The sequence below is a fragment of the Rhodopila sp. genome (genome assembly GCF_965276935.1).
Taxonomy (GTDB): Bacteria; Pseudomonadota; Alphaproteobacteria; order Acetobacterales; family Acetobacteraceae; genus Rhodopila.
Window position 1 is genome coordinate 149,749 of sequence record NZ_CBDIBS010000001.1, and the last position, 25,991, is coordinate 175,739.

Genomic DNA, 25,991 nt, shown 5'->3' on the forward strand with positions numbered 1-25,991 from the left:
CATGCATTGTCCACGGACCGCCACTGCCAGCGCCGCAGCCTTGGCCTTCCCGTGCAGGGATCGGCGGCGGCATGAGGTGTGATCGATCCTGCACCACCGCGCGCTACAACAATGACCGGCGAAGCAACGGCATCTGGAAGCTGAAGCACGTTTCCGCCGCGGACGTGACGTCAAGCGTTCCGCCATGCGCCCGCGCGATCTCCAACGTGATGAACAGACCCGGGCCCAGCCCTTGCTGGTTTGTCGTGATGCGTGAAAGAACAGATAATTGTTTCTATGTACCTACAAATATCGCTTTCGCCCGTCCACGGCACGACTCTCTGCCCAATCGAGATCAACCCGAACGTCTTGCCGGCCCGATCCCGGCTTCATCCTTCACCGGCTGTGGTCAATTCGTTCAGGCATGGTAGCCTGCCGCGATGTCACACCCCATCACGCCCGAAATCCTCGCCGCCTGGGATGCCGCCGATCCGCTCGCGCCGTATCGCAGCCGATTTCACCTGCCTGCCGGCATCGTCTACCTCGACGGCAACTCCCTCGGCTGCCTGCCGCTTACGGCGAAGCACCGCGTTGCCCAGGCGTGCGCCGAGGAGTGGGGCGAAGGCCTGATCCGCTCCTGGACCGGCGCCGACTGGTTGAACCTGCCGATCCGTGTCGGCGGCAAGATCGCTCGCCTGATCGGCGCCGCGCCGCACGAGGTCATTGCCGCCGACTCGACCTCGATCAACCTCTACAAGACCCTCGTCGCCGCCGTCAGATTGCGACCCGATCGGCCGGTGATCGTGACGGAGGCCGACAACTTCCCGACCGACCTCTACATCATCGACAGCATCGCCGAACAACTGGGCCTCACCGTTCGCCGGGTGCGGCCGAATGAGGTCATCGAGGCGATCGACGACCAGGTCGCCGTGGTGGCGTTGACCCACGTCAACTACAGGACGGCGATGATCCATGATATGCAACAGATCACCGCCGCGGTGCACGCCCGTGGTGGCCTGACGATCTGGGATCTCGCCCACACCACCGGCGCGATGCCGTGCGACCTGAATGGGGCCAACGCCGATTTCGCGATTGGCTGCGGCTACAAATACCTCAATGGCGGACCCGGCGCCCCGGCGTTCGTGTTCGTCGCGTCCCGCCATCAGACGCGGGCGACACAACCGCTCACCGGCTGGCTCGGGCACAGCGCGCCATTCGCCTTCGATGCCAGGTTCGATCCCGCGCTCGGCATGTCCCGCTTCCTCTGCGGCACGCCATCCATCCTGTCCTTGACCGCGCTGGACGCGGCGCTGGATGTGTTCGAGACGGTGTCCCTCGCGGCTGTCCGGGACAAAAGCCGAAGAATGACCGACGCCTTCGTCACGCTGTTCGACGAGACACTCGTGTCGTGGGGGTTCACCCTCTGCTGCGAACGCGACGGCAGCCGGCGCGGCAGCCACGTCGCCTTCCGCCATCCCGACGGTTCCGCCATCATGCAAGCCATCACCGCCCAGGGGTTGATTGGCGACTTCCGCCCGCCCGACGTCCTGCGCTTCGGCTTCGCACCCCTGTACAACCGCTATGCGGACGTACAGGCGCTGGTCGACGTTGTGCTGTCCGTCATGCGGGCGCGGGCAGGATTGTCGGCGGTAACCGCTGCCGCGGGTTCTTGAAGGCCGGTTCAAGAAGCTGCTCGAGCAAGTTTGCCGTCAACCGGCCTGCTCTCCGGTTGTAGCCGAGCCGGTGTTTCCAGCGGCGAGATCGCTGACGCGGAAGCTGACGATCCGCGCGGTCCATGTCCATTCTTGTAACTTTGCGTTTGACTTTGGTTATGGCCGGCAGGGAAACGGTAACCGGCAAATGCAGGACACACGTCAGAGCGACGTATCTCGTCGATCGGCGTCCGATCCCAGGTCAGCCGATCCACGCCGCCGCGTGTGGAAACCTATCGCAATGGTATCAAGATGACGACGATGGAGCACCGCCATGCATCTGTGGACACAAAAGCATCTCTGACGGTCCAGTTTGAGTTGTCCGCGAAGCATCTGGTTCGGCTGCTCCCGAATAGCAGGACGTTTTATTTTCAAATCGCGTCGACTTTACGAATAAAGACTTGACCTGTTGGAAGTAGCACGGGGTTGCAAGCAGTCAGCGGAAGCAGCGTTCGGTCAAGGTGTACATCGCCATGCCAGAAGGATACGCGGCGGATCAACAAGCTGCGCCAATAACGTTGCCGTCTCGCACGGTTACACCCCGTGCCACGCTGTCTCGCGCGCCAGCGACGTTGGCGACACTGCCATCGCCGGCAGCGCAGCCGCCGCCATCCTGCCGAACCGCGCCAGAAGCCTGTTTTCCCGGCACGGCCGCCTGTCGCTGCATCGAAATCATGCAGCAGTGATCCCGGCGGCCGCCGGCCCTGCGACAATCCAGACAAACGCCCCGCAGGGTTCACCTCGTTTGCCGTCGCTTCGGCCGAAACGGCGGAAAATTCGCGCGGATGGCACCGGTCTTGCTGAGACCTGCGACGATCCAACCCCTAAACCGCCGGCCGTTGTTCCGATTACTCCTGGAGTTCCAAACGATGACGCAACCAACTGCCCCTCGGTCACCGTCGCGCCGCGCGATCCTGAAATCCGCCGCCGCCGTCGCCGGTTCGGCGATCGGCAGCGGCGCGATCACCGGCTTTCCGACGATTTGGGCGCAGAACATCAAGGACATCACGCTGCGGCACGCTGGCACGCCGGTGATGGCGATCCCGGCGGTCGCCGAACAGGCGACAAAGGACCTGGGCTTCACTGTTCACATGCAGGCCTCGGAAGGCGCCGACCTGCTGAACCGCTTCCTCTCCGCGTCGGACGCGATCGATTGCGCTGACGTCAGCCTGTATTACCTGAAGTATTTGGTCGGGCGGAACACGCTGCAGCCGATCCCGGTGGCGAAATTCAAGTACTGGGATCAGACCATCCCGCTGTTCACCAAGGGCGAATATTCCGACGGGCGGCACGCGGCGGAGCAGGGCACCGCGCCATGGACCGTGTTGTATGCCACCGACGCCACCGGCCAGAAGTTCTCCAAGACGCCAACCGACTGGCTGACCGGGACGCCAACGATCACCAACGGCGACACCCTGGGCATCCGGCCGGACCTGGTCGGCCGTCCGGTGACAAGCTGGGCCGACCTGATCAGCCCGGATTTCAAGGGCAAGGCGGCGTTGCAGGACCAGGCCGCGATCGGCGTGATCGATGTCGCCATGGCGCTCGAGGCCAGCGGGCGGATGAAATACGGCGACAAGGGCAACATGACCAAGGCCGAGATCGACAAGACCATCAGCACGATGATCGAGATCAAGAACGGCGGCCAGTTCCGCTCGTTCTGGACCTCGTTCGACCAGTCGGTGAACCTGATGGCCTCGGGTGAGGTGGTGATCCAGTCGATGTGGTCGCCCGCCGTCACCGCAGTGCGCACCCGCGGCATTCCCTGCATTTTCCAGCCGCTGAAGGAAGGCTATCGCGGCTGGGGCTACACCCTCGGCGTGATGAAGCATGTCAGCGGCCTGAAGCTTGATTGCTTCTGGGAATACATGAACTGGTACGCCTCCGGCTTCCAGGGAGCGTTCGTGGCGCGCGAAGGCTATTATTCGACCCAGCCGGAGACCGCCAAGAAGTTCCTGACGCCAGCCGAGTGGGATTACTGGTACGGCGGCAAGCCGGCGGCGACCAACATTCTCGATCCCTACGGCAAGGTGATGGAAAAGGCCGGCGGGCCGCCGCGCGACGGCGGCAGCTTTGAGAAGCGCATGGGCAACATCGCGGTGTGGAACGCGGTGATGGACCAGGACCGCTATCTGGTCCGGCGCTGGAATGAATTCATCACGTCCTAAAAAAATAGCTGAAGGCTTCGGTAAGTATCCGCACCGGCGCTGCTCTTGCCGGCATAGCGCCGCGGCTGGCAGATGTCATCTCGACCGCATGACGTCTGCCAGCCCGTGATCGGCTATCAGGGAGGTTTCATCGGATGACCAGCCAAAAGACCACGCGACAATCTGCCTCCCGCCGATCGATCCTCAAGTCCGCCGCCGCGGCTGCCGGGGCCGCGATCGGCAGTGGTGCCGCCGGTGGTTTCCCGACGATCTGGGCGCAGAACATCAAGGACGTGACCTTGCGTCACGCCGGTCCGCCGGTGTCCGCCATCCCGCAGGTTGCTGAACAAGCCACCAAGGATCTCGGCTTCACCGTCAACATGCAGGCCACGGAGGACGCCGACCTGCTCAACCGCATGTTGTCGCAGTCCAATGCGATGGACTGCGGCGATGTCGGCATTACCGACCTGAAATACCTTGTCGGCCGCGACATCCTGCAAACGATCCCGGTGAGTAAAAGCAGATACTGGGACCAGATGATGCCGCTGCTGACCAGGGGCGTATACCCGGACGGGCGCCGCGCGGTAGAGCAGGGGACCGCGCCGTGGACGGTGATCTATGCCACTGACGCGACCGGTCGGAAATTCTCCAAGGCGCCGACCGAGTGGCTGAATGGCATTCCCAGCATTACCAACGGCGATACGCTTGGCATCCGGCCCGACCTGACAGGCCGGCCGATCACCAGTTGGGCGGACCTGATCAGCCCGGATTTCAAGGGCAAAGCGGCGCTGCAGGATCAGGCCGGCATCGGTGTCATCGACGTCGCCATGGCGCTCGAGTCGAGCGGCCAAATGAAGTATGGCGACAAAGGCAACATGACCAAGGCGGAAATCGACAAGACCATCAACACGATGATCAAGATCAAGGAAGCCGGCCAGTTCCGCTCGTTCTGGACCTCGTTCGACCAGTCGGTGAACCTGATGGCCTCGGGCGAGGTGGTGATCCAGTCGATGTGGTCACCGGCGGTCACCGCAGTGCGCACCCGCGGCATTCCCTGCACCTTTCAGCCGCTGAAGGAAGGCTATCGCGGCTGGGGTTATACTCTTGGGGTGATGCGGCATGTCAGCGGCCTCAAGCTCGACTGCTTCTGGGAATACATGAACTGGTACGCTTCCGGCTTCCAGGGGGCGTTCATCGCGCGGGAGGGTTACTACTCGGCCACCCCGGCGACCGCCCGCAAGTTTCTCACGCCGACCGAGTGGGATTACTGGTACGAGGGCAAGCCGGCGGCGGCCGACATCGTCGATCCCTACGGCAAACTGATGGAAAAAGCCGGACGCTCACGCGACGGCGGCAGCTTCGAGACGCGAATGAGCAACATCGCTGTCTGGAACACGGTGATGGACGAAGATCGCTACCTGACGCGCCGCTGGAACGAATTCATCACCTCCTGACCGTCGGAGACCCCCATGCAGCTCGGCGTTTTCATTCCCATCGGCAACAATGGCTGGCTGATCTCGACCACCTCGCCGCAGTACAAGCCCAGCTTCGACCTGAACAACGCTGTCGTGCGAAAGGCCGAAACCTATGGCTTTGACTTCGCCCTGTCGATGATCAAGCTGCACGGCTTCGGCGGCCCGTCCGGGTTCTGGGACTACAACCTGGAATCCTTTACCCTGATGGCCGGCCTCGCCGCTGTCACCAGCCGGATCCAACTCTTCGCGACGTGCGCCGTGCTCACCATGCCCCCGCCGGTCACGGCGCGCATGGCGGTGACCATCGACAGCATTTCGCACGGCCGGTTCGGCGTAAACATCATCTCCGGCTGGCAACGCCGGGAATACGCTCAGATGGGCATCTGGCCGGGCGCCGAACACTACCGTCGTCGCTACGACTACTGCGGCGAATACGTCAGCATCATGAAGCAACTGTGGGAGACCGGGCGGTCCGACCACAAGGGCGACTTCTTCCAGATGGACGACTGCCGCTGCCTGCCGACGCCGATCGCCAGGATCCCCATCATCAGCGCCGGCCAGAGCGACGCCGGCACTCGCTACGCCGCTCAGCACGCCGACTACAATTTCTGCTCCAGCTTTGGCGTCAACACCCCAGCCGCCGTCAAGGACAGTGTCGCCCGCCTGGTTAAGGCCACGGCGGAGATCGGCCGGTCCTGCGGCGCGCTGGTCTCCACCATGGTGATCGCCGACGAAACCGATGCCGCGGCGATGGCCAAGTGGGAGCACTACAAGGCCGGCACCGACCAGGAGGCGATCGGCTGGCGCGATGCCCAGGCCGAGGATGACCCGACCCGCGACCCGCTCGCCGGCCCGAACAAGCGCAAGACCTTCGGCATGCAGACCATGCCGACGCAGGGTGGCGTGCTGGTCGGCTCCTACGCGAATGTCGCCAGGATGCTGGACGAAGTGTCCGAGGTGCCCGGCGTGCAGGGCGTCATGCTGACCTTCGACGACTTCCTGATCGGCATGGAGCAATTCGGCACCCGCATCCAGCCGCTGATGCGTAGTCGCAACGAGATGCCACGGGCGGCGTGACCGCCCGCGCCGTGGCCAAGGCTCCGCTGGTTTAGCGCTCAATGGCGCGTTCGCAGCGTTGAAGGGCGACGTCCGGTAGTAGAGGATACTGTTGGCGAAGTCGGTCATTTTGCCCCATCGCTATAGAAGCGCCGGTGCAAAGGGTCGCTATGCCACGTGAGGAAGTGTTTGATAAGCCATCTCCCCGTGAACTACAGCGAGCGCCAATTTTCCTAACAATAGCAATATCAAACAAGAATTTCATAGGGCGTAAGCTGAACTCAAGTGGCTTTGTCGCTTATAGAGAGATGTATTAAATTGATACCCACTCAAATTGCGCTATAATTAGCGATGCAAGACGATACCCTGATTTCATCGTTCTAAAAATTAGCGCCTTCGAACCAAAAGGTCTGTAATGAAAAAACTTCTCCTACCGGTTTCGCTTGCGATTATATTGACCGCAATGTCGCCAGCATCTGCTAACGAGCAGCGGGACTTCCCCACGGGGGAACCGGGCGCAACCGTGGCTTACTTTGATGTCGGTGGCGCTGGACATCCAACGGGCTGTGTGATTGCAATTACATCAGGCCTTCCAGTGCTGGGTGTCTCGATTGCACTCTTCAGCAACAATAAGTTTACTATAACGGCTGCATCGCAGCAGCCGATTGCAAATATTGCGGCTGGAAGCAGTGCTACAGTAAAGATAAATACAACATACATGTTTTCGAAGGTATCAAGGGCCTTCACCTCCGGTCCTTTCCATGTTCTAGAACTTGTGCCCGTCGAAAAGACGTCCATTCAGGTTGCACACAACGCAATAAACCAAATTGTTTATAACGATGTTCGTGTCGATGTTGTCGCGGATGACGCCCAAATAACCCAGGGCATCAACATTCCAGCAGAGCCCCGACTCGCGGCGGCGCTCGAAGCTTGCCAGCAATATATGGTAACGCACTTCAAAAACTAGGTAACCGTTGAGAAGCTGGCTTGGCCAACGGTTCTAGGCCCTGTTAGGGCTTGAGCTCTTGCTCACGACTTGAGCCAGTCCATGGCAGCATCAAGACATCGCAACCCATCCCGCTAGCTAATACTGAATACTCTCCCGCATCGGCGCGTTCGCCGCTATTCGCCGTACCGACAGCTCGGACAGGTCCAAGGTCCGGTAACCGCCATAAATAATCAACTCCGACAAGGCTCGGCCGATGCCGGGAGAATGCATCAGGCCATGACCGCTGAACCCATTCGCGAGATAGAAACCGTGCAGGCCCGGCACGGCGCCAATGAACGCGTTGTGGTCCAGCAGGCTCATGTCGTAGTGACCCGCCCAGGCACTGCGCAGGCGGGCATTCTCGAAGCCTGCCACGCGATGCGCCAGCCTTGGCCACACCTCATCCTCGAACACCGCGTAATCGACATCGAAGTCGCTGAGCTGCTCAAGCGTCTTGATCCCAAGACCGGCGATGTAGTCGTCGCTCTCCGGTCTGAAGAACAGCCGATCCGGCGTGAATACGAAGGGCATCCCCTGGGCGCGGTGCGGACTGGCGAACGCGAACACGACCTGTTTCACGTTCCGCAGCGGCAGATCAACCCCGGCCATGCCGGCGATGGCCCGGCCGTTGAAGCCGGACGCGTTCACCACGTGCGCCGCCGCGATCTCGACCCCACCGGAACAGCGCGCGCCGGTGATGCGGTCGCCGTCGCGGACAATGCCGGTCGCTTCCACGTACCGATACTCGACGCCGTTCGCGCGGGCACGCCGCTTGAACGCGCCCATCAGGACGTAGCCGTCGATCCATCCTTCACCCGGCCCGGTGAATGATCCGACCTCGATGTCATCGAGCGTCAGCCAGGGAAACCGGCGGCCAAGCTCTGATCTGCCGAGCAGGCGCACGTCGACGCCGAGGGAGCGTTGCAGGCGATTGTTGTCCTCGAACGCCCCGACCGCGTCAGGCCCGCCAAGCAAGAGGTAGCCGTTTTCGTGAAACACAATTCCTGAAGACGATCCGTCCGTCCCGAGATGCACGTCCGCCTGTTTCAGGAACTCCACCGTGTACTGGGACAGCTTGACGTTCACGGCGCTTGAAAACTGTTGCCGGATGCCGCTGGTTGACAGCGAGGAGGCAGCCCGCTCGTACGAGCGGTCCTTCTCCAGCACGATCACGCGGCCTTGGAAATCGGGGTTCACGGACAGGGCATAGGCGACGGCGCTGCCGATCACCGCTCCGCCGATAATCACGACATCGGCTGTTTCCGCCACTTGCGCGTCCTCCTCCTGAACCATCATCGCGCCCGTGACCGGGCATGTCTCGATGTTTCGGCGGACTGGACATAATACCAGGCGGGGAAAAGATCGATCCTGCCGCGCCGCCTTCATCATCATGCCCGGCGATCTCGGCGATGCCGCCGCAACCTACTGGCACCAGAGCTGCACCGCCAAAATGGGCCGCGACGGGATGTCGGTCGTGGATTCCACCTTGAAGGTCTACGGCATCGACCGGCTTCGCATCGCCGACGCGTCGATTTTTCCTCGCGTGACGTCAGGAAACACCATGGCGCCGTGCGTGATCGTCGGCGAGCGGGCATCGCAGCGGCTGCGAGAGGAACACCAATTTTAATGGGTCGTCATCGCATCGCCGCCGGGTGTTCTGGCGGGTTGCGACCGTCTCCAGGCGTCAAACTTGCCACCACGAAACCACTCAATGTCCTGTTGGTCGTTCATCTATCCAGCCAGGGGCTGGCCATTGGGTCCGTTTCGCGGCAAGCAGGTGTTGGCGAATGCTAGGATAATTCCAGGCCTGCATGAGCGATTCCAGCTCTGCGAGAATGGTCATATCCGATGGAGTAACCGACCATGAAGGCCGCCATCCTGAAGGCGTTTGGATCACCCCTTGTTGTGGAGAGCTTGCCCGACCCGGTCCTGGGAACGGGCGAGATCGTCGTCGATGTCGTGGCGGCCGGTGTTCTGCCCTATGCGAAAGAAGTCTTCAGTGGCGAGCGGAATTACCTGCTCACGCTACCCGTTGCGCCAGGCGCGGGCGCCATCGGGCGGGTCCGCGCACTCGGGCCGGACTCGACACGGCTGGCGGTGGGCGATTGGGTAACCTGCGATCCGACAGTGCGGGCGCGAGACGATGCGCTGACGCCCGACATCACGCTGCAGGGTTTGAGCGCCCGCGGCGAAGGCGGCCTACGCTTGCAGAAGCACTTCCATCACGGTTCATTCGCCGAACAGATGCTGGTTCCGACGGAGAATGTCTTCTCGCTCGGACCCATCGACCCTGAGGAAGCCGGCCGGTGGTGCACGCTTAACCTGCTGCTGGTACCCTACGGCGGCCTCCTGGCAGCTAATCTCAAGGCGGGAGAGACGCTGGTCATAAGCGGCGCGACCGGAAACTTCGGCAGCGCCGGAGTGGCGGTCGCCCTGGCAATGGGCGCCGGATGCGTCGTCTGTCCAGGACGTAACGAGGCAATGCTGGAAGAGCTCAGGCGCCGGTTCGACTCTCGTGTTCGCACGCTCACGCTGACCGGCGACGAGGCGGAAGATCGGCAGCGGATGAAGCAGGCCGCGCCCGGCCCGATCGATTGCGTCCTGGACCTTCTACCGCCCTCGGCCCCTGCCAAGGCGGTGCGCGCCGCCGTCATGGCCGTGCGGGAATATGGCAGAGTCGTCTTGATGGGCGGTGTCGGCATGTTGGGCGGCGATGATCTCGCGCTGCCCTATCCGTGGATCATGCGCAACTGCATCACCATCATCGGCCAATGGATGTATCCGCCTGAGGCCAGCATTCGCCTCATAAAGCTGGTCCGTGCCGGGTTGCTGGATCTGCGCAACTGGGAGGTCACGGAATTTGACCTGGACGACGCCAACGAGGCCGTTGACCAAGCCGCCGCCGGGAGCGGTCCATTCAAGCGGACCGTGCTTCGACCATAAGACACGCACGCTGAAATGCGCCGAACCGGTACCACCGCCGACAAACGCATCATTGTTTAATCCGAGGATCTCGGTCATGCCCTCCAATCAGATCACCGCGATCACCGTCGACCAGGACGATGCTGATCGACTTGCCGTTCGCCGGGTCAGCCTCGCACCGGCGGCACTCGGTGAGATCACCGTCCGTGTCAGCGCCATCTCGCTCAACCGCGGCGAGGTCAGGCGCGCCCTCACGATCACCGAAACCGGAACCACGCCCGGCTGGGATTTTGCTGGCGTCGTTGAACAAACCAGCGGAACGCCGGGCGCCCCCAAAGTCGGAACACGCGTCGTCGGAATCCTGCCAGTCGGCGCGTGGGCGGAACGCGTACACGCACCGCTGAACGCGATCGCAGTCATTCCGGAGGGTGTGACGGACGCGCAGGCTGCCAGCCTTCCGGTCGCCGGCCTGACGGCGCTGCATGCCCTGCGCAAGGACGGCCTTCTGCTCGGACGCAAGGTCCTGGTGGATGGCGCTACAGGCGGCGTAGGGCAAATCGCGATCCAACTCGCCGCCGCCTCCGGGGCCCAGGTCTATTCGCACATCCGCCGGCAAGCGCAGCGCGACCTTGTGGAGGCATCAAGCACAGGCGGCGTCGTTGTGGGAGAAACCCTCGAGGCAGCGCGCGGGTCTGGACCTTTCGACTTTATTCTCGACTCGGTCGGGGGTTCGGCGCTGTCAGCCGCGTTGACGATGCTAAGGCGAAATGGCGTCTGCGTCACGGTTGGAGTAACCGAGGGCGCACCTGTCACGTTCGACAGCGCGGTGTTCCTCCGGACTTCAGGCGCATCCTTGCACTCGATCGTCCTCGGTGATGACATCGCGGCAACCGAGCCAGCCGCGGACGGGTTGGCGCTCCTGCTTCGTCTCGTCGAACACGGCAGAGTGAAACCGAGCATTGGCATCGAGGCTCCATGGACCGAAATCGCCACGGTCGCGCGTCAGCTCGTTGAACGTGCCTTCACCGGCAAGGCCGTGCTCCACCTCCCGGGCTGAAGATAGCGCGCAGGCGGCGAGCCTGATCAGCAAGGCCCGGAAGTCGCCCGAGAGGATGAAGCAGCCTTGCTGTATCGCATAACCTTTCACGTGGGCCGTCAGGCGCTTGTCGCCGCCGGAGAGACCGTGATGCAGGTCGGGGCGGCGGAAGTCGAACCGGCAATGTCGGCGCAACAGGCGGGGCGGCTGATCGGGTTGTGGCGTCGCGCCGACGGCAACAGCGTGATCTTCAGTCCCGACAGCGATCCGCACGAGGCGCTTCATGAGGAACTTGATCCGCTCCCGATGTTCCCCTTGGCTGAATTCATCGACGTGCTCCCGGTGCTTCCCTGTCCCGGAGTTCTGAAGTTCGCGAAGGCACGGAAGAAGCCGAATGCTGCTTGAGAAAACCGGATTGAGAGCGCACCATGCCGTGGTCGACAACCGGTTCGCTGATCGCTAGGCGCAGGCGCGGACGCGGTATCGCCAGGCGGCCGAACCCGCCATTGCTCAAGACTTCCTCTGATGTGATCCGATCCGCCGTCGCGCAGCGGAATCCTTCGTGCCAAGCTGGTTTGCCAAACATGAGGGGAATGTACGGAAGATGGACGCTGTCGGGCGAAAAAGCCGGTTGGAACGGATACGGCGGATGCCGCTCGTTTCGCCGCGGCTGTGGCGGCGACGGCTGGTCTTCTGGGTCGGCGCGGTGCTGCTCTCGGTGGTCGCTGTCGTCTTCGCCCAGGCGGCGGACTACGCCGGTCACCTCTTTCTGCTGATGCAAGGCGGCAGGACCTGGCCGGCCTTCATCCTCGCCCCGGCCGGCCTGACGATCTCCTTCCTGCTGACCCAACGGGTGTTTCCCGGCGCCCAGGGCAGCGGCATCCCGCAGACCATCGCCGCCCTGCACATGCACGACGACGTCATGGTCGGCCGCGTCCTCTCCCTGCGCATCGCCGTCGGCAAGGTCCTGCTCACCCTGCTGGGCCTCGCCTCCGGCGCCTCGATCGGACGCGAGGGCCCCACCGTCCAGGTCGGCGCCTCCATCATGCACGCGCTGGGCCGTGGCCTGCCGCGGATCGAGATGCGGCGCGGCCTGGTGCTGGCCGGGGGTGCGGCCGGCATCGCGGCAGCCTTCAACACGCCGCTCGCCGGGATCGTCTTCGCCATCGAGGAGCTCAGCCATTCGTTCGAGGCGCGCACCTCCGGCACCGTGTTCACCGCGGTGATCGTCGCCGGCGCCACGACCTTGGGCATGGTCGGCAACTACACCTATTTCGGCAGCACCTCGATCCAGTTAAGCAACCACGCCGCCTGGGGCGCGGTGATCCTGTGCAGTGTCACCGGCGGCCTCGCGGGCGGCATATTCAGCCAGGCGCTGGTGATCGCCGCCAAGGGCGTGCCAGGCCTCGCCGGACGGTTGATGATGCGTTATCCGGCGGGATTCGCCGCGCTCTGCGGGCTGACCTTGGCGATCCTCGGCTGGGCCTCCAACGGCCAGACCTACGGCACCGGTTACGAGCAGGCGCGCAGCTTGGTGGAAGGCCACTCGACACTACCCGCCGCCTACGCCGTGCTCAAGCTGGCGGCGACGGTGGTGTCCTACGTCAGCGGCATCCCGGGCGGCATCTTCGCGCCGTCGCTGTCGATCGGCGCCGGTATGGGGTCGGTGCTGGCGCCGCTGGTGCCCTCCGCACCGGTCGGCTCGATGATCCTGCTCGGCATGACGGCATATTTCTCCGGCGTGGTGCAGGCGCCGATCACCTCGACGGTGATCGTCATGGAGATGACGGCCGACCAGAGCGTGACCATCCCGCTGATGGCGACCGCGTTCCTGTCGTTCGCAGTGTCCCGTTTGGTCTGCCGCCGGCCGCTGTACGGGGCGCTGGCGCGCCGCTTCCTGCAGTTGCAGACACGCGCGGTGGCCACCGGCGAGGTCGGGCCGGAGGAAGCGGTTGGCCCGCGGCCGGATATGCCGGTATCTTGACACCACCGTATCCTGACCAGACGATCATCAAAGGAAACCGCCATGCCCGGACCCTTGGACGGCTATCGGATCATAGACCTGACCTCGATGATCTCGGGACCGCTGGCCACCATGATTCTGGCCGACCAGGGCGCCGACGTGATCAAGGTGGAAAATCCCGATGGCGGCGACCACACCCGCGCGGCGAACAACCGCAGGGCAGGGTTCTCGGCATCGTTCCTGAATAACAACCGCAACAAGCGTTCGGTCGCGCTGGACCTGAAGCACCCGGCAGCGAAGCAGGCCCTGCTGCGGCTGGCCGCCACAGCGGACGTGTTCGTGCAGAACTTCCGCCCCGGCGTGGCCGACCGCATGGGCCTGGGTGAGGCCGCGGTGCGCGCCGTCGCACCGCGCATCGTCTATGTCTCGATCAGCGGCTTCGGCGAAACCGGCCCATACGCGCAAAAGCCGGTCTACGACCCGCTGATCCAGTCGGTCTCCGGCCTCGCCAGCATCCAGGCGGGGTCGGACACCGAACGGCCAAGGCTGGTCCGCACCATCGTGCCCGACAAGCTGACCGCCGTCAGCGCGGCGCAGGCCATCACCGCCGCCCTGCTGGCGCGCGAGCGCCCAGGGGAGGGCCACGGGCAGGGCCAGCATGTCCGGCTGTCGATGCTGGATGCCGTGGTCGCCTTCCTCTGGGCCTCCGACATGGGCAGCCAGACCTTCGTGGGCGAGGAAATCCCGCAGCAGGAGGCCGCCAGCTTCATCGACCTGATCTACGAAACCGCCACCACCGCGATCAGCGCCGCGGTGCAGACCAACCGCGAATGGCTGGCGCTGACCCGCGCGCTGGACAAGCCGGAATGGCTGCAGGACCCCCGCTTCAGCACGCCCGCGCTGCGCCAGCGTCACATCAACGAACGCCTTAGCCTGATCCAGGACGTGCTGCGCACCCGCCCAGCCGAGGAATGGCTGGATCGGCTGACCGAGGCGGGCGTGCCCTGCGCGCCGGTGCTGACCCGCACAGCGATGCTGTCCGACCCGCAGGTCGTCGCCAACGGCATTGTCGTGGAAGCCGAGCATCCACAGGCAGGGCTGCTGCGTCAGGCCCGCCCCGCCGCGCGCTTCTCCGCGACACCCGCCGGCATCCGCCAGGGCGGCCCGGCATTGGGCGAACATACCGCCTCGGTGCTGGCCGAGATCGGCTATTCGGCCAGCGATATCCAGGCGCTGACACTCCGGGAGGACGCCGCATGATCGACTTCTATTACTGGCCCACGCCGAACGGTTGGAAGGTCTCCATCATGCTGGAGGAGACCGGGCTGCCCTATGCGCTCAAGCCGGTCGACATCGGCGCCGGCGACCAGTTCAAGCCGGATTATCTGGCGATCAGCCCAAACGCGCGCATGCCAGCGATTGTGGATAACGACACCCCGGACGGCCCGCTGCCGATCTTCGAATCAGGCGCCATCCTGATCCATCTGGCGGAGAAGGCAGGGCGCTTCATCCCCACCAGTCGCGTCGGGCGCAAGCAGTGCCTGGAGTGGCTGTTCTGGCAGGTCGGCAACCTGGGGCCGATGGCCGGGCAGCTCAGTCACTTCGTGAACTACGCGAAAAGCGTGCAGGCGGGTGACCATGACTACGCCCACAAGCGCTATGCCGGGGAGTACAACCGCTGCCTGGGCGTGCTGGAACAGCGTCTGCGCGGGCGGGATTTCATCCTGGATGACTACTCGATCGCCGACATGATTTCCTGGCCCTGGGTGCTGATCGCCAAGCCGCTGGGCCAGTCGCTGGAGGCATTTCCCCACGTCTCCCGCTGGCGCGACACCATCAAGTCGCGGCCGGCGGTGCGGCGAGGCGTCGATCTTGGGAAGCCGATGCGACGGACGGGTCCGCACACGGAAGCGGCGAACAAGATCCTGTTCGGCCAGTCGGCGCGGTCATTGGGCGGCTGAGCGGGTAGGGGGTTGCCGCTGGTTCAAGGGCTGAAAGGAGCCCGAAAAGCCCAGGCGAAGGCTACGGAAAGTGCCCTGGAGCAGCGTGCTGGGCCGCCGCTTTGTTAGACGTCCGCTTCCCGCGGAGGAGTTCTTCTTCCTACTGTCGGGCTTTGTGCTGACGCGTCGTGCCTTGGTCGCCGGCGACGAGGTCGCACGCGGCCATCCCGGCGACTGCCACGATCGCTTGTGCACTCCATGGGCGACGAAGGCGGCATCCTCTGCAAACTCTATCTCGAGCCGAACGGCTTCCGGAATGTTTGGCTATTTTTCGCCGAGGCACATAGTTTGAGCCGCACCGGAACTTTGGTGAGATGTCTTTGTCTTCCGATTTGAGCTGAATAAACGGCTGGTGGCATGGTGCCATCGGGAGTGACCGTGGGCGTGTGCCGATGGCACGCCGGCACCAACAGGATGCGCTGCGGGCGCAAACAAACCTCGACATATGTTTTCAACTACTCGATCGAAAATCATAACTGCGCTGGCCTTAGCTGCGACCGCGCTTTTGTCTACCGCTGCAAATGCCGGTGTGATCGACCTCAGCGGTCTCCCACTCGACGCCTTCACTCAGCCACTCACTGCTGGCAATGTTGTGCTCACGCTACGGAACGAAGATTCGGCCGCTCCGACCATCGCTGTCGTCAATAAGGTCCATGTCATCACCGCAACTGGCAATTTCAGTCATGGTGGCGACGTTTTCCTTACCGTCGCTGACGGCGGCACATTCAGCCTCATCTCGGTGGATATCGGTCTGCTGCCAGGTTACGGTTCCTCTGGTCAGAGCGTTGCTACTGCGATATCAATCGACAATCTTAACGGCGTCGCAACGTCTAGCCCGCAAAGGACTAACCTGGGGACGCAGTTCGCTAATATCACATCGGTTGATCTCGACGCGACCGGCGGGGTCTTTTACGAAAACATCAACGTGAATGCAGTGCCCAAGCCCGCAACCTAGGCTTTGATGATCGTCGGCACCGGCCTCGCAGCCCGCCGACGTACGACTGCGCCCGCGGACTGATCCCCACGGCCCTTGGCGTTGACCCATAGCCGGTCAACGGACCGTCGGTATCTTGCTGATTTCGCGCGCGGCCAACCCACCACCCCGCGCGCAATCAACCGGCCGTTCAGACCCCTGGTATGAGACCTACTTGCGTGAGTTGCGGTTCGTCGAGCAATCGGCGGACCCCGTTTCGGCTTAGTCAAAGCGACGCCTTCATTGCTTTCTTGTCAGGACATGATTGCGTCTTCGCATATCTGCTCTCTGAACATCGGCGTGTCAGAACGCATGGTCGACAATCCACCCTCAGCGGACTGCAAGACTGCCTTCCCACCTCTGGTTAGGGCGGCGTTGACATTGTAACAATATGGTTTACCGCCATGTGCTGATAGCGATCATCTTAGTTGATTTGACGTTCCAACTGCCGTCGCCATTGCGTATCCGTCAACCCGAGCCGCTCCGCTTCAAGAATGAAGACGCTGTGCGCGGCGCGTAGCTGCTTTATGTAGCATCCACCGGTCTCGTTCCGCCTTTTGGCGTCGCCGCATCGCTCACGTTGTGTCGGCGGATGTCGCTAGTATCTGATCGCAGAGAAGCGTGAGACGCGTAGCGGCCACGTTTCGGCGCATGAATCAGATACTTCAGGCCAATAGCGACGTATCGCGCTTCTCTGATGCGCGATACTAGCATGCTCGGCGGCTATCTCTTACGGCACGGTGTGGTGATGGATTGCAACCGGCGTAACGTGCCGCTTGTTCCGGCCTGTCGACATCATGGACTCATGACACATTCATTGCAGGGCGAGGATATCCCGCTGGAGGCATTGCGGGGACTTGCGGTGTTGACCGTCGTGGCCTGGCACCTGATGTGCGGTTTTTCCTGGGACAACCGGTCATTTTCATTGACTTTGATCCGGTGGAGGCGGCGAACGACCACTTCTGGTTCGGACTGTTGAACAGGGCCGCCACGATGGATTCCTTCTTCCTACTTTCGGACTTCGTGCTGACCCATCGTGCCCTGGTCGCCGCCGGCGGGGTCGCGTCGGCGCGCGCCGCGGTGAAACGCTAGCCGCGTCTGGCTGGAGGGTAGAGGATATACGACTGAATGCTGCTTCTAGCCTCTACTATACGCCTGCATGTGTAAAGTATTTTGCGCCTCTATTTTCTTAAAATAGCACACAACAGCATGTATTTTGTCCGATAATGATATACATATGTAGTATTATCACTGCAGATGTATGTTTAGACTGTTGGCACGGTCGTTGCTTATTCTGCACTACAGACCGAGCATTTCGGCTGATCATGACAGGAAGCGACATTATGGTTCTGGCAAATCGTTCATTCCGTCTCACGCTGCTTGGAGCCATGGCTCTTGCCGCCGTCTCGGTCACCGGTGTCGCCACCGCCAACGCCACCGTGTTCAGTGCCACCGCCACGCTCACAGACTATTCCACCGGCAACACTGCACTGACATTTACCACACGGGCGGAGCCATTTGTCACCACCGGCGGCGTCTACACGCCTGCCATTGTGTCCTTGACGACCACTGATACCACGCAAGGCTCCCAAACCGACCAGGTTTACCTCACGCTGTCCTGGACGGAGCCCAGCACTGGCGTGCTGCAATTCGCCCAGTTCAACGGCACAGTCGATCAAACGAACAACGGAAACACAAGTACAGGCGATATCAACTGGGGCGTTCCCAGCCGATCGGACAGCTACGGAAATTACGTCGCGCAGAACGTCAGGTTCGCTGACGGTACCACCGGCATGGTCAAGCTATATGATACCACCCTCTCCGGCACTGGCACGTCGCTGACAGGACAGGTTGCCGTGCAGGTCGTCGACACACCGGAGCCGATGTCCATCGCCCTGTTCGGCGTCGGCATCATTGGTTTGGGCGTCGTCGCCCGTCGCCACCCGGCGCGGTGTCCACAAGCAACTGCCTGATCCAGATAGCGTCGCCTGGCTGGTCAATAAATCGATCGCCAGGCGGCCGGAGCATTCTCCGCATCTGTTACCGCCCCAACGTGTCAGCCGCTCTAACGGGACGCCTCGGTTATCAAGAAGGCCCAATCAGTCTTCGCCAAGCAGCGGCGTTACGGCGTTATGTCCGAAGCGATAAAGATCGCTCTTTGGATGATCGTGCCGTCAAAGCTCATCGCGACGTTTTAGCGAATAGGTCATCGTCTATCAGGTCGTGACGAACCCGGTCTGTCTCGTGCTAGGTCGCACGAGCCGGCCTGTCGCGGTAAGCCGCGGCCTCGTGGTTGAGTAACCATCGTTTGCGTTCGATACCGCCGCCGTAGCCGGTCAGCAAGCCATCGGTGCCGATCACGCGATGACAGGGCACCACGACGCTGATCGGGTTGGCTCCGTTGGCTAGGCCGACGGCTCGAACGGATCTGCGACATCCAAGCTTCGCCGCCAGGACGCCATAGCTGAAGGTGTCGTCCGGAGCGATCGTGGTGAGAGCGGCCCAGACGGCGCGTTGGAATGGCGTGCCGGTCCGTGCGCCATTCGCGTGACAGCGAACGCCCTGGGCCACGGACTTTTGGGACATACTGACCTTGAGTGGGCCGCCGCAGCCGAACTTGGGTCGGCTGCACTGGGTACTGGCGGGCGATGTCGATGGCATGGGCTGGCTGCATCGGACAGTTGTTGCTTGCACGCAAGGCGGCGACCCGTTACGGAACCGTATGGCGATGGATGGCATCCTGCCTGACACCCTGATCCTTTCGGCGCGTCCGCATCATGACACACCCGTCGCAGGGCAAGGACGTTCCGCTGGAGGCATTACGGGGACTGGCCGCGTTGACCGTCGTGGCTTGGCACCTGATGTGCGGCTTCTTTCCCGGACGGACCGGTATCTTCAAGGGCTTCAATCCGGCCCAGGCGGCGAATGGCCACTTCTGGTTCGGCGTGCTGAACGGGCCCGCGGCCGTGGATTTCTTCTTCGTGCTGTCGGGATTCGTGCTGACCCGTCGCGCCCTGGCCACCGGCGACGCTGTCCCACTGGTGCGCGGCATCGTAAAACGCTGGCCCCGGCTCGCCGGACCTGTGGTCGTGACCATCCTGCTATCTTACGCGCTGTCGCGGCTCGGGGCCTACACCACGTTCGTCGACGCCGGCCGCCTGACACACTCCCCCTGGCTCTCGAGTTTCGCCTTCGCCAACCCAGGTCCCGCCGACCAGGGCCTGATCGGCGCGCTGACACAAAGCGTGTATCGCGTGTTCTTCTACGGAGACTGTTCCTGGGACACCAGTCTCTGGACCATGGTCATCGAATTTCGCGGCAGTTTGCTGGCGTTCGCGCTCGCGTTGGTTTTCATCCATTTGCGCCCCGCCCGGCCGCTGGTTTCTGGTTTTCTTGCTGTCGTCGTGGTGCTGGTCGTCGCGCGGATCGACCGTGCCTATCTGACCTTCGTCTCCGGGGTCCTTCTGGCGGCGCTGCTGACCAGGCGATCGCCGCGGCTGCCGCTGCCGTTGGCTGGCATGATGGGCGTCGTTGGGATCTACTGCCTTGGCTATTTCGATGGCCGCGGCGATTACCACTGGATTGCCATGCTGTCGGGCACCCAGTGGCTACCCTCGGATGTGCATATCGTGGGATCTGTTGCCCTGATTCTCGCCGTTGAGGGTTCGACAAGCGTGCGGCGCGCGCTCTCGGGCGTCTGGGCGGCCGCCTTGGGGCGGTTATCCTTTCCGGTTTATCTTGTGCATGTGCTGGTGATCTGTTCGGCCGGATCGGCAACGTTTCTCGGATTGTCCGGCGCCATGCCGTCGCCCTGGCCGGCGTTGGGCGGCTGCGCCGTGACGGTCTGCGCGACCCTTGCCATCGCCCTGCCGCTCGCCCGGTTCGACATGTGGTGGATGCGCGCCATCAACCTGGCAACCCGATGGGCAGTGCCCCCGGCGGTTGCATCAAGATCGGAGACCGCACCGATGCCAGGCTTCGCCGGCTTGGAAAGATTGCCGCGGCCTTCCCGCACAGCGCCGGCACATTCTCTCGAAAGCACGGTCGTGCCTTGGGGTGAGCCCTGAATTCGAAGCTTTCGACAGTTGTAGCAGGGATGCGCGACACGGCTTGTCTAAAACCGCGCCTATCCGAACTGGACGTGGTTTAGCCAACCGTCAGGCTGTCCGATCGACGGGTCGCGCCGCTTCAGACGTGAAAACGCGCCGCCGCGCCGTCCAGATCGCGCCCGCCTGCGCCATCGCTTCGGCCGGATCGGCGGCACGTCCCATCGCCAGAAGCGCCAGCGCGATCGTCGCCTGGATCGTCGCCAGCGGCGTCTGGGGCGTCGCCTCGCCACGCCATACGGCGGCCAGCAAAGTCGGCGTATCCTCACCCGTCGGGTGCGCTGGCAGCCCCGCCACGGCGGGAAGTGCCACATCCTCGCGGCCCAGCCGTCGGTCCCAGAGCGCGGCGGTCGCGGCTTTCAGCGGCACCCGTTCCGCCTCGCCGCCACCGCCCTTCAGCACCAGCAGCCGCGATCGGCCCATCCGCTCGGCCACCCCCAGATGCACGTCGATGTACGGCGGATGGAACACGCCATCGACCCCAAACGGGGCATTCGCCGGGTTCAGCAGTCGCGCCACGGTGTTGACCGGGGAGCGCAGGCCGAACAGCCGGCGCATCTCCAGCAGACGGTCCATTGCCGGCGCCATGGCATGCAGCGGCAGATAGGCAAACCGATCCCGTCGCAGGTCATCAGCCGCCGTCGCCATCGCCGCGGCCGGCCGCAGACCCAGCGCATGCAACCCGTCCGCCACGCTGATCCCCGAGGAGAAGTCGTTCGAGCCATGCATCAGAATCGTCGTGCCCGAATTGGCAAGCGCCAGCGCCGCAAGCAGGAACCAGGGCGCCCCCCGCGTGCGTCCCGCGCCATACGACGGCCAATCCAGCTCCACGTTCGGCGAAGCCTGACCCAGTCTGGCGTGGGTGCGGGCGGCCTGCACCAGGCCGGTGATCTCCTCCGCGTCTTCTCCGCGGAACCGCAGCAGCATGAGGAAGGCGCCGATCTGATGCGGATCGGCCTCGCCGCGCAGGACCATGCCGAAGGCGTCGCGGGCTTCCTCCCGCGTCAGCGCGCGCGAACGACCTGGGCCGCGCCCCAGCGTGGCGACGAAGGATGCGAAACGTGCCTCGGTGTCGGCTGATTGGACCATGATGTTCCAGTCTGCTCTCTGTCTTCACCCGTCAACGGACGTTTATCAGAAACCCAGGCTGACCCATGGCAAGAGGGCCGCATGCTTCTCTCGAAGCCGTGATGATGCCAGTTGATTGCCTCGATGCGAATTCACGGTTTGCTACGGCTGTTTAACGATCTACTGACTGCCGCTTGATAATTCAGTGCTTACATGCAACATGTGAGGAATTGCTTCGCCGTGATCTGATCCGAACCCGGATCGCCGGCGGTTATGAACGACGAATGGAACCGTATGCGAACATCGGGCAGCCTGGCCGCACAAGACTCATTCGGCAATGTCCTGCGCGACTGGCGTCGTAGGCGCCGCATGAGCCAGCTCGACCTGTCATGTGATGCCGATGTGGGCAAGAAGCATCTCAGTTTGCTTGAAAGCGGACGCTCACGGCCGGCCCGATCAATGGTGCTGCATCTTGCCGAGTGTCTTGATGTGCCACTGCGTGTGCGCAACACGATGCTGGTCGCCGCTGGCTATGCGCCGGCCTACCAGCAACGTAACTTCCTGGTGCCTGACATGGCCGTCGCCCGCCGCAACGTGGAACTGGTCCTGGCGGGTCACGATCCCTTTCCGGCCATGGCGGTCGATCGGCACTGGATGATGATCTCGGCCAACAAGGCCGTGGCCAACCTGGTCACCGGCGCCGAACCCATGCTGTTGCGTCCCCCTGTCAACCTGCTGCGGCTATGCCTGCACCCTGCCGGCCTGGCCTGCCGCATCGTCAACCTGGTGGAATGGCGGGCCCACATCACTGCCCGCCTGCGCCGTGAGATCGACACCACCGGGGACGCCGGCCTGGTCGATCTGCTGGAGGAAATCCGTGACTATCCCAGCCCACCGGGGGGACAGCCGGCGCGGGCCGCCGCCGCCCCCCACACGGTTGCCATGCCGTTCCAACTTGTCACCATCGACGGCACCTTGTCGTTCTTCAACACCACGACGCGGTTCAGCACGCCAATGGACATAACCCTGTCCGAGTTGGCGATCGAGGCGTTCCTGCCCGCCGACCCGCACACCGCGGCGGTCCTGCGGCGCGATGCGCAGCGATGTCAGGCGCCGGAGACCTATGTTCCAGCAAGCGCGAACCATTGGGTCGCCGCGACGGCCTGACTTGTGACTTCTTCCCGTCAGGGCTAAAGTCCGGACCAGCCACACCCGCGGCACCGACAGACGACCTCGACCGGTCGGCGAGACGGCCGCAATCGTCATGGCGCGCGCAGGCCCGCCATCCACGCCTTGTAGGTGCTGAGAAAAGACGTGAATGCCGACCCGCTTCGGCATGACAAGGCACCGCCTCCGATGTGTCACTTTCTCCCGGTTGCAGCCTAGGGAGTACGCCCTGCATCGGCGCACATCCGGCTCCGTCGAAGCGACCAGCTCCCCCCGGTCAGGATGGCGTCCCAGTTGGTTTTGCGGCATATTCCGGAAAAATGCGAGGAAACCATGTTCATCGGTACGCATGCGGCGCAGGCGCCCAACCGGCCGGCGGTGATCGACAGCGCCACCGGCGAGATGATGACCTACCGAGAACTGGATGAGCGATCCAACAGCTTTGCCCAATACCTTGCCGCGTTTGGGGTCAGGCGCGGCGACACCGTGGCGCTGTTCATGGAAAACAACATGCGCTTCATGGAGGTTGTTTGGGCCACCCGGCGATCTGGCCTGTATCTTACCGCGGTCAACCGATACCTGACCGCGGATGAGGCTGCCTACATCATCAACGATTCCGATGCGGTCGTGGTGGTCGCCTCGAAAGCGCGGCAGGACATCGCCGTCACGTTGCCGCCGCGTCTGCCGCGGTGCCGCGGGTTTCTGATGACCGATGGCACGATCGATGGCTGGTTATCTTATGAGGACACAATCGCACCATTTCCCGTCACGCCGCTCGCCGAACAGTGGATCGGCGAGTTGATGCTCTACAGCTCTGGCACGACCGGCCGTCCCAAGGGCGTGCGCCGCCCGCTGCGCGATGTCGCGGTGGGGGAGGATGAGATCGTCAAGGCTTTCGTCGGCGGTTATGGATTTGATCAAAAAACGGTCTATCTGTCTCCCGCGCCAATGTATCATGCGGCACCGCTGGCGTTTTCGCTTGGCGTTCATCATGCCGGCGGAACCGTCGTGATGATGCCGCGCTTCGACCCGGTGGAAGCGCTTGCCTGCATCGAGCGATACAGGATCACCCACAGCCAATGGGTGCCGACCATGTTCGTGCGCATGTTGAAGCTTCCCGAAGCCGAGCGCCGGCGTCATGACCTGTCCAGTCATCGGATGGCGATCCACGCTGCGGCGCCGTGCCCGACGCAGGTCAAGCGCGCGATGATCGAATGGTGGGGCAAGATCATTCATGAATACTACGGCGCCACCGAAGGCAACGGCATGACCCGGATCAATGCCGCCGAGTGGCTGGCGCACCCGGGCTCGGTCGGACGTGCCGTGATCGGCGTGCTGCACATCTGCGATGAAGATGGCAACGAACTGCCCGCGGGCGAAGCCGGGTTGGTCTATTTCGAACGGGATACCGTGTCGTTTGCTTACCATAAGGATCCGGCACGCACGCGGTCGGCGCAGCACCCGATGCATGTCAACTGGTCGACCGTCGGCGATATCGGCGCTGTCGATGCGGACGGATATCTGTTCTTGACCGACCGCAAGGCGTTCATGATTATCTCTGGCGGCGTGAACATCTATCCGCGCGAGATCGAGGATCTGCTGGTCTCGCATCCCGTGGTCCGCGATGTCGCCGTGTTCGGCATCCCCGACACGGAGATGGGCGAGCAGGTCAAGGCGGTGATCGAACCGATGGACGGCGTGCATCCGTCGGACGTGCTGGCAGACGAACTCATTGCCTGGATGCGGGGGCGGCTGGCGCATTACAAGGTGCCGAAATCCGTCGATTTCGTCGAGCAGCTTCCCCGTTTGCCGACGGGAAAGCTGTATAAGCAGGCGTTGCGCGCGGCCTACTGGCCCGCACCGGCCTGACCGGGCTGCGTTGTTATCGGCAGGAAAGTCGGCAGGCGAGAGGCCGCCGCGCTCAGACTGCCTGTCCCGCGCATCGCTTGCCTACGCCCATCTTGAGTTTTAGCCACGCGCCATCCGGCGACGTCGACGGCCTCGCCGATCATCAACAGGCCGCGCACCGCCTTGTCCGCGACGATAGATCGCGCATGCCCTCCGCGCTGTAAGGACCAGCGTCCACACTCGGCGGTCGTTCCCGAGCCAAAGCTGGGGTTTCTTCAGAAGCCGCTAGCCGCCAGGCGCCGCCAGCAGCACGCGATTGATCCGCTCCAGTGCGGTGAAGGTCTGCCGCCATGCCTTGCCGAATACCTCGGCTTTCATCCCGCGCCCCGCCAGGATCGCGCTGATCTGGCCGACGTCGCGCTGACCGTCGATCAACGGCAGGATTGCCGAGGCCAGCGGGGGCAGCGCCACCGGGATGCGCAGGCCGTCCAGTATTACGGACAGGATGCCGTCGGAACCGATGCCGCGGACCAGCTCCGCGCCGCTGATCTCCCGGCAAACCGGCACGGCCGCGGCGGCGAACGGATCGGCGCGCGCCAGGGGATCACAGCGAGGATCGGCGGCACGGGTGCAATAGACGATGTGCCCGGCCATGTTGCCGGCCAGTGCTTCGGCCAGGGCCGCCCGCTGCGTCAGGCTCATGCCGTCCATCTGGGCGCGCAGCCTGGGGTCGGGCAACAGCGGCGCCGGGTCGTAGCGCAGCGGCTCCACCCAGCAGGCGACACGCAGGCCGGCCTCGGCGAGCATGGCTTCAAAGGCGGTGACGGTGAAGGCACGGTCGCGCGGGTTCAGCAGCAGGTCGTACAATCCAGCATCGCCGCCATTGATGTGGTCGTCGAAGCCGCGGTTGTGGCGGAGCCATTGCGTGTCCGGCAGATGCCGCATCACCCGGCGCGCGACATCCAGCCGCTGCCGCGGCGGCTGATCCGCCGGCGCCAGCATCCGCAGCGCGTCCTGCATCATGTAGACGCCGGTGCGGCCATGCGGCGCATAGACCATCAGTCCCATCCCGCCCTCCGGCGCGAGGACCGAAAGCAGGGCGCGCAGCCCTTCGGCCGGGTCGGGCAGATGGTGCAGCACGCCGCAGCAGTCGATATAGTCGAACGGTCCCAATCCAGAGCCCGGCAGATCCAGCAGCGACCGCTGTTCCCAGACAACATTGGTCAGGCCTCGCTGCTCCGTTCGCCCGCGCGCGATCGCCAGCGCGGTCGAGGAGCGGTCCAGCCAGGTCACCGACCCGGTCCGGCCCAGGCGCGCCATCTGCTGCGCCAGCATGACCGTGGCGTCGCCGGTGCCGCCGCCGGCGATCAGCGCGCGCAACGGCCGTGTCGCCGGCCTGGTGGCACCGAACACCCAGTGATCGATCTCCCGGATATGGCTCGGACTGCCGACGATCAGCCGCCTGGCCTCGTCGCGCGGATCGCGGCGTGGGTAGGGATAGGCCTCGTACTGGTCGGCGAGTTGATCGTCGGCTGTATTGCTCATGCATCG

At 63.4% G+C, this 25,991-nt stretch carries 22 protein-coding genes; 18 read left to right on the forward strand and 4 right to left on the reverse strand.

Annotated elements, in window-relative coordinates; genetic code table 11:
• The first annotated feature begins 419 nt into the window (after positions 1–419).
• The 5 genes from kynU (at position 420) to ACQY4S_RS00690 (ending at position 7,336) form a co-directional block, all read left to right on the forward strand.
• Complete coding sequence (gene kynU / locus ACQY4S_RS00670; RefSeq protein ID WP_428483242.1) at positions 420–1,652, forward strand: kynureninase; 1,233 nt, start codon at positions 420–422, stop codon at positions 1,650–1,652.
• A gap of 908 nt (positions 1,653–2,560) precedes the next feature.
• Positions 2,561–3,859: an ABC transporter substrate-binding protein gene (locus ACQY4S_RS00675; protein ID WP_428483243.1), complete on the forward strand. Its 1,299-nt coding sequence runs from the start codon at positions 2,561–2,563 to the stop codon at positions 3,857–3,859.
• Positions 3,860–3,993: 134 nt separating this feature from the next.
• Positions 3,994–5,292 (forward strand): ABC transporter substrate-binding protein, encoded by a 1,299-nt coding sequence (locus ACQY4S_RS00680; RefSeq protein WP_428483244.1) that lies wholly within the window; start codon positions 3,994–3,996, stop codon positions 5,290–5,292.
• 15 nt (positions 5,293–5,307) lie between these two features.
• Positions 5,308–6,390 (forward strand): pyrimidine utilization protein A, encoded by a 1,083-nt coding sequence (gene rutA, locus ACQY4S_RS00685; protein WP_428483245.1) that lies wholly within the window; start codon positions 5,308–5,310, stop codon positions 6,388–6,390.
• Positions 6,391–6,784: 394 nt separating this feature from the next.
• Positions 6,785–7,336, forward strand: coding sequence for a hypothetical protein (locus ACQY4S_RS00690; RefSeq protein WP_428483246.1), 552 nt, complete (start codon positions 6,785–6,787; stop codon positions 7,334–7,336).
• Between the two features lie 117 nt (positions 7,337–7,453).
• Here the strand turns inward: ACQY4S_RS00690 and ACQY4S_RS00695 are convergent, their stop codons facing one another.
• The gene (locus ACQY4S_RS00695; protein ID WP_428483247.1) at positions 7,454–8,626 is read right to left on the reverse strand and encodes an NAD(P)/FAD-dependent oxidoreductase; all 1,173 of its coding nucleotides are present in this window, start codon (positions 8,624–8,626) and stop codon (positions 7,454–7,456) included.
• Positions 8,627–8,747: 121 nt separating this feature from the next.
• Here ACQY4S_RS00695 and ACQY4S_RS00700 point away from each other — a divergent pair, with 121 nt between their 5' ends.
• The 10 genes from ACQY4S_RS00700 (at position 8,748) to ACQY4S_RS00745 (ending at position 18,224) form a co-directional block, all read left to right on the forward strand.
• On the forward strand, positions 8,748–8,984 hold the full coding sequence (locus ACQY4S_RS00700) for a GMC oxidoreductase (RefSeq protein ID WP_428483248.1): 237 nt from the start codon (positions 8,748–8,750) through the stop codon (positions 8,982–8,984).
• A gap of 236 nt (positions 8,985–9,220) precedes the next feature.
• On the forward strand, positions 9,221–10,300 hold the full coding sequence (locus ACQY4S_RS00705; protein WP_428483249.1) for an alcohol dehydrogenase catalytic domain-containing protein: 1,080 nt from the start codon (positions 9,221–9,223) through the stop codon (positions 10,298–10,300).
• Positions 10,301–10,376: 76 nt separating this feature from the next.
• Complete coding sequence (locus ACQY4S_RS00710) at positions 10,377–11,336, forward strand: zinc-binding dehydrogenase (protein ID WP_428483251.1); 960 nt, start codon at positions 10,377–10,379, stop codon at positions 11,334–11,336.
• A 66-nt stretch (positions 11,337–11,402) separates the two neighbouring features.
• Positions 11,403–11,720 (forward strand): muconolactone Delta-isomerase family protein, encoded by a 318-nt coding sequence (locus ACQY4S_RS00715; RefSeq protein ID WP_428483252.1) that lies wholly within the window; start codon positions 11,403–11,405, stop codon positions 11,718–11,720.
• Positions 11,721–11,964: 244 nt separating this feature from the next.
• Positions 11,965–13,299, forward strand: a complete 1,335-nt coding sequence (locus tag ACQY4S_RS00720) for a chloride channel protein (protein WP_428483253.1) — start codon at positions 11,965–11,967, stop codon at positions 13,297–13,299.
• Positions 13,300–13,341: 42 nt separating this feature from the next.
• Positions 13,342–14,538 carry a CaiB/BaiF CoA transferase family protein gene (locus tag ACQY4S_RS00725; RefSeq protein WP_428483254.1) on the forward strand — a complete coding sequence of 399 codons (1,197 nt, stop codon included), beginning with the start codon at positions 13,342–13,344 and terminating at the stop codon, positions 14,536–14,538.
• Positions 14,535–15,239 carry a glutathione S-transferase family protein gene (locus tag ACQY4S_RS00730; RefSeq protein ID WP_428483255.1) on the forward strand — a complete coding sequence of 235 codons (705 nt, stop codon included), beginning with the start codon at positions 14,535–14,537 and terminating at the stop codon, positions 15,237–15,239. Before ACQY4S_RS00725 ends, ACQY4S_RS00730 begins: the two co-directional genes overlap by 4 nt.
• A gap of 568 nt (positions 15,240–15,807) precedes the next feature.
• Entirely contained in the window at positions 15,808–16,233 is a 426-nt protein-coding gene (locus ACQY4S_RS00735; RefSeq protein WP_428483256.1) for a hypothetical protein, read from the forward strand.
• Between the two features lie 909 nt (positions 16,234–17,142).
• On the forward strand, positions 17,143–17,343 hold the full coding sequence (locus ACQY4S_RS00740; protein ID WP_428483257.1) for a hypothetical protein: 201 nt from the start codon (positions 17,143–17,145) through the stop codon (positions 17,341–17,343).
• Positions 17,344–17,594: 251 nt separating this feature from the next.
• On the forward strand, positions 17,595–18,224 hold the full coding sequence (locus tag ACQY4S_RS00745; RefSeq protein ID WP_428483258.1) for a PEP-CTERM sorting domain-containing protein: 630 nt from the start codon (positions 17,595–17,597) through the stop codon (positions 18,222–18,224).
• 274 nt (positions 18,225–18,498) lie between these two features.
• Here the strand turns inward: ACQY4S_RS00745 and ACQY4S_RS00750 are convergent, their stop codons facing one another.
• The gene (locus ACQY4S_RS00750; protein WP_428483259.1) at positions 18,499–18,822 is read right to left on the reverse strand and encodes a methylated-DNA--[protein]-cysteine S-methyltransferase; all 324 of its coding nucleotides are present in this window, start codon (positions 18,820–18,822) and stop codon (positions 18,499–18,501) included.
• 206 nt (positions 18,823–19,028) lie between these two features.
• Here ACQY4S_RS00750 and ACQY4S_RS00755 point away from each other — a divergent pair, with 206 nt between their 5' ends.
• Positions 19,029–20,318 (forward strand): acyltransferase family protein, encoded by a 1,290-nt coding sequence (locus ACQY4S_RS00755; RefSeq protein WP_428483260.1) that lies wholly within the window; start codon positions 19,029–19,031, stop codon positions 20,316–20,318.
• 90 nt (positions 20,319–20,408) lie between these two features.
• Here ACQY4S_RS00755 and ACQY4S_RS00760 read toward each other — a convergent pair whose 3' ends face one another.
• A complete protein-coding gene (locus tag ACQY4S_RS00760; protein ID WP_428483261.1) occupies positions 20,409–21,446 on the reverse strand; it encodes a glycosyl transferase family protein in 1,038 nt (345 codons plus the stop codon).
• Positions 21,447–21,698: 252 nt separating this feature from the next.
• On the opposite strand from ACQY4S_RS00760, the gene ACQY4S_RS00765 reads away from it, so the two are divergent.
• Positions 21,699–22,592 (forward strand): helix-turn-helix domain-containing protein, encoded by an 894-nt coding sequence (locus ACQY4S_RS00765; RefSeq protein WP_428483262.1) that lies wholly within the window; start codon positions 21,699–21,701, stop codon positions 22,590–22,592.
• Between the two features lie 333 nt (positions 22,593–22,925).
• Positions 22,926–24,461, forward strand: a complete 1,536-nt coding sequence (locus ACQY4S_RS00770; RefSeq protein WP_428483263.1) for an acyl-CoA synthetase — start codon at positions 22,926–22,928, stop codon at positions 24,459–24,461.
• A 264-nt stretch (positions 24,462–24,725) separates the two neighbouring features.
• On the opposite strand, the gene ACQY4S_RS00775 is transcribed toward ACQY4S_RS00770, so the two are convergent.
• Positions 24,726–25,985, reverse strand: a complete 1,260-nt coding sequence (locus ACQY4S_RS00775) for a class I SAM-dependent methyltransferase (RefSeq protein ID WP_428483264.1) — start codon at positions 25,983–25,985, stop codon at positions 24,726–24,728.
• Positions 25,986–25,991: the final 6 nt, after the last annotated feature.

Excerpts from the sequence above, each read along its gene's own strand:
- kynU (WP_428483242.1), top strand. The coding sequence starts at position 420 with ATGTCACACCCCATCACGCCCGAAATCCTCGCCGCCTGGGATGCCGCC.
- ACQY4S_RS00675 (WP_428483243.1), top strand. The coding sequence starts at position 2,561 with ATGACGCAACCAACTGCCCCTCGGTCACCGTCGCGCCGCGCGATCCTG.
- ACQY4S_RS00680 (WP_428483244.1), top strand. The coding sequence starts at position 3,994 with ATGACCAGCCAAAAGACCACGCGACAATCTGCCTCCCGCCGATCGATC.
- rutA (WP_428483245.1), top strand. The coding sequence starts at position 5,308 with ATGCAGCTCGGCGTTTTCATTCCCATCGGCAACAATGGCTGGCTGATC.
- ACQY4S_RS00690 (WP_428483246.1), top strand. The coding sequence starts at position 6,785 with ATGAAAAAACTTCTCCTACCGGTTTCGCTTGCGATTATATTGACCGCA.
- ACQY4S_RS00700 (WP_428483248.1), top strand. The coding sequence starts at position 8,748 with ATGCCCGGCGATCTCGGCGATGCCGCCGCAACCTACTGGCACCAGAGC.
- ACQY4S_RS00705 (WP_428483249.1), top strand. The coding sequence starts at position 9,221 with ATGAAGGCCGCCATCCTGAAGGCGTTTGGATCACCCCTTGTTGTGGAG.
- ACQY4S_RS00710 (WP_428483251.1), top strand. The coding sequence starts at position 10,377 with ATGCCCTCCAATCAGATCACCGCGATCACCGTCGACCAGGACGATGCT.
- ACQY4S_RS00720 (WP_428483253.1), top strand. The coding sequence starts at position 11,965 with ATGCCGCTCGTTTCGCCGCGGCTGTGGCGGCGACGGCTGGTCTTCTGG.
- ACQY4S_RS00725 (WP_428483254.1), top strand. The coding sequence starts at position 13,342 with ATGCCCGGACCCTTGGACGGCTATCGGATCATAGACCTGACCTCGATG.
- ACQY4S_RS00730 (WP_428483255.1), top strand. The coding sequence starts at position 14,535 with ATGATCGACTTCTATTACTGGCCCACGCCGAACGGTTGGAAGGTCTCC.
- ACQY4S_RS00745 (WP_428483258.1), top strand. The coding sequence starts at position 17,595 with ATGGTTCTGGCAAATCGTTCATTCCGTCTCACGCTGCTTGGAGCCATG.
- ACQY4S_RS00755 (WP_428483260.1), top strand. The coding sequence starts at position 19,029 with ATGACACACCCGTCGCAGGGCAAGGACGTTCCGCTGGAGGCATTACGG.
- ACQY4S_RS00760 (WP_428483261.1), bottom strand. The coding sequence starts at position 21,446 with ATGGTCCAATCAGCCGACACCGAGGCACGTTTCGCATCCTTCGTCGCC.
- ACQY4S_RS00765 (WP_428483262.1), top strand. The coding sequence starts at position 21,699 with ATGAACGACGAATGGAACCGTATGCGAACATCGGGCAGCCTGGCCGCA.
- ACQY4S_RS00770 (WP_428483263.1), top strand. The coding sequence starts at position 22,926 with ATGTTCATCGGTACGCATGCGGCGCAGGCGCCCAACCGGCCGGCGGTG.
- ACQY4S_RS00775 (WP_428483264.1), bottom strand. The coding sequence starts at position 25,985 with ATGAGCAATACAGCCGACGATCAACTCGCCGACCAGTACGAGGCCTAT.